Origin of the sequence: Kitasatospora sp. NPDC059088, from assembly GCF_042738155.1 — a bacterium.
Lineage (GTDB): Bacteria > Actinomycetota > Actinomycetes > Streptomycetales > Streptomycetaceae > Kitasatospora.
The window spans coordinates 1-3066 of the sequence record NZ_JBHYGR010000124.1 but is presented as its reverse complement, the minus strand read 5'-3'; the positions used below and the strand labels follow the sequence as shown (position 1 = coordinate 3066).

Annotated in this window: 2 protein-coding genes; both read right to left on the bottom strand. The window is 78.5% G+C overall.

The genetic code is table 11. From position 1 onward, the window contains the following. Positions 1–91: 91 nt before the first annotated feature. Positions 92–265 carry a hypothetical protein gene (locus ACFWXO_RS36270; RefSeq protein ID WP_380529453.1) on the bottom strand — a complete coding sequence of 58 codons (174 nt, stop codon included), beginning with the start codon at positions 263–265 and terminating at the stop codon, positions 92–94. Between the two features lie 164 nt (positions 266–429). Then, complete coding sequence (locus tag ACFWXO_RS36265; RefSeq protein WP_380529451.1) at positions 430–2112, bottom strand: ATP-binding cassette domain-containing protein; 1683 nt, start codon at positions 2110–2112, stop codon at positions 430–432. Between the last annotated feature and the right edge of the window lie 954 nt (positions 2113–3066).

Genomic DNA, 3066 nt, shown 5'->3' with positions numbered 1-3066 from the left:
GGGGGGGGGGGGGGGGGGGGGTGGGGGCCGGGCTGGCCGGGGCCCCGCCGCCCCGCACCCCGGGGGCCCCCTCGCGGGGTGTGTCGGCGGATCAGCCCCGGGCACCGGCGGCGCGGTGGCGGCCGTGCGGGTCCGCCCCGGGGGTGTCGTCGTCGGCCGAGCCGCCGCGGTGGCGGCCGTGCGACGCGGTGCCCTCGGCCGTCTTCTCGTCGGCGTCGGTCCCGTTGACCGCAGGGCCCGTGGTGTCGGTGAGGGTGTCGGACATGAGAAATCGTCTTCCGTGCGAGGGTGCAGGTCATCGGCGCCCGTCCGATGCCTGCGGCACACGGTCGGGTCCCCGATCGGGCGCTCGGAACGCGCCCACAGCCGGTGATCGCGGCCCGTGCCCCGGCCACCATAACGGCCGGGACGGACGAGATCCTATCGACCTCATGGGGCGAGTCCCGCCCCGCCCGCGGCCCCGGGGGCCACTCTGGAAGAACCCAGCCAGTGGCCGACGAGCTCGCGGTAGAACGGCGACAGCACCTGGAGGTCGCCGTGCCGGGCCAGCAGTCCGCGACCGCCGTCCAGCAGCAGCACCCGGTCCGCCCGCAGCGCCGAACTGATCCGGTGCGCGACCACCACCAGCGTCCCCGGCCGCGCGGCGAACGCCCGCTCCACCCGCTCCTCCGCGGCCGCCTCCAGATGGCAGGTCGCCTCGTCCAGCACCACCACCGGCGCGTCCGCCAGGTACGTCCGCACCAGAGCCAGCAACTGGCGCTCACCGGAGGACAGTTCACCCGGATCGCGCAGCGCGCCGGCCAACCCGCCCAGCCGCGCCACCAGCCCGTCCGCCCCCAGTCGCCCGACGGCCTCCGCGACCTCCCGCCCGGACGCGCCCGGGGCGAGCCAGGTCAGGTTCTCCCGCACCGACCCCGGGAACACGTACGCCTCCTGCGGCAGCAGCGCCACCCCGCGCGGGCCGCCACCGACCACCACCGCCCCCGCCGTCGGCGCCACCAGGCCCGCCAGCAGCCCCGCCAGGGTCGACTTCCCCACCCCGCTCGGCCCCACCACCGCCACGTGCTCCCCGGGGCGGAACTCCGCGTCCACCCCGTCCAGCACAGCCGGAGCGCCCGGTCCGTGGGCGTACCGCACCCCGATCAGCCGGACCGCGCCGAGCGGCACGCCGGGGGTGGGGAGGGGGGTGGGGGCGGGAGTGGGGACGGGGGTTGGCGTGGGGTTGGGCCCGGACTCGGTGGTCGATTCCGCCAGTCGGTCCAGCACCACGCCGAGATTGAGCAGCCAGCCGCCGACCGTTCCCGCCAACGTCCGTACGGCCGGGTCCAGTTGCTGGAGGAGGTAGGTGGCGACGCCGAGCAGCCCGCCCGCCGTCAGCGCGTCGTGCGCCAGCAGCCAGGGCGCCGCCGCCAGGACGGCCAGGACCGGCAGCCGCCCGCCGAGCGCCACCACGAGCGCGCGCAGGGCCGACGCCCGGCCCAGCGCCCGGGAGGCGGCCGCGCTCTCCTGCGCCACCCCGGTCAGCGCCCGGGCGACCGCGTCGCCCGCCCCCGTCGCCTGCACGTCGCGCAGCCCGCGCAACGCCCGCCCGGCCTCGGCGGCGAGCCGTTCCTCGGCCAGGACCGCCGCCCGCCGCCCGGCCGCCAACGGCCGCAGCAGCCGCACGAACAGCAGCCCGGCCGCCAGCAGCGGCACCAGCACCAGCGGCAGCACGGCCGGCGCCAGCAGCGCCAGCCCGACCAGGGCGGCGACCAGCGTGACCCCCACCCCGCGCAGCGTGCGGAGCAGCGTCGCGGTCAACTGCCGTACGGACTCCACCTGTTCGGTCAACCGCGCGACGGCGGCCGGATCCGCCCGCGGCCGCGCCAGGGCACCGCGGACCACCCGCTCCACCAGCGCGTTCCGCAGCGGCTCCACCACCCCCGCGAGGTACGGGAACCCGGCCCGCGCCGCGTACGCCCGCACCGCCATCGCCGCCCCGAACCCGCCCAACCAGGCCACCCCGACCCCCGGCCGCCCGGCCAGGAACCCCTGATCGACGGCGGCCGACACCAACAAGCCGGACACCAGCGGCGGCACCGCCTCCACCCCCGACCAGACGAGCAACCCCACCAGGGCTCCTCGCGTGCCCCGCATCGCCCCTACGACCATCCCGACCCCGCGGTGCCGCTGCCTCCATTCCGGGGTGCGCCGACGGCCTCGCCCCCGCCCCCGGCCCGCCACCGTGTCCACCTCGGGTATCGGCGCGCCCGCCCCCGGCCGCAGCTCCTCGGCCACCCACACTTGTGCCCCGCCCCGCGCGGCCAGCCGCGTCAGTGCGGCTCGCGAGGCCCGCATCGGGTGTGCCAGCAGTTCCCTTCCCGACACCCCCGGCCGCGCCGCCTGCCGCCGACCCCCAGATGCCTGCGCCCCCACCGCAGGCTTCGAACTCCCGGCAGCCACCGTGCCCACCTCAGGTATCGGCGCGCTCGCCCCCGGCCGCGCGAGCGGCGCCGCCGAGGCCCCCGGCCGCAGCTCCTCGGCCACCGACACCCGTGCCCCGCCCCGCGCGGCCCGCAAGGGCCGTGCCAGCAGCCGCCACCGTGGCCGATGCCGGCGCTTGGGCGCGTCCGCCTCTCCTCCGGGGCGGGCGGACCGCCAGGTCGATGCGCCCGGCGCCCGTCGGTGGCCTGCTCGGGGCGGCGGTTGCACCGGACGTCGGCCCTGCCGACTTCCGGTGTCGGGGTTGGCGTCGGTGCTTGTGCGGTGCGAGGTGGGCAATCCCATGGACGTCGATCCAGTCGGCTTTCGGAGAGGACGGGAAGTCGATCGGGTCGACTTCCCGTGCGGTCAGGGGGTGGTGGCTGAGCGGCGTGCGCGAGAAGTCGACCCGGTCGACTTCTGGTGCAGGCGCGGAGGGCGCGGTGGGGCGGTAGGGCGGGGGTGCCGGCTGATCTCCCCGCCCCCCGCCCGCCATTTGTCGGACATCGCGGGGGGGGGGTGGGACCCGGGGGCGGGCCGCCGCGGCGCGGCGGGGGCGGGCCCCCCCCCCCCCGCGGGCGCGGGCCGCGCGCCGGCCGCGAGCGG

What these genes read in the sequence shown, in the direction of transcription:
- ACFWXO_RS36270 (WP_380529453.1), bottom strand. Translation starts at nt 265, where the DNA reads ATGTCCGACACCCTCACCGACACCACGGGCCCTGCGGTCAACGGGACC.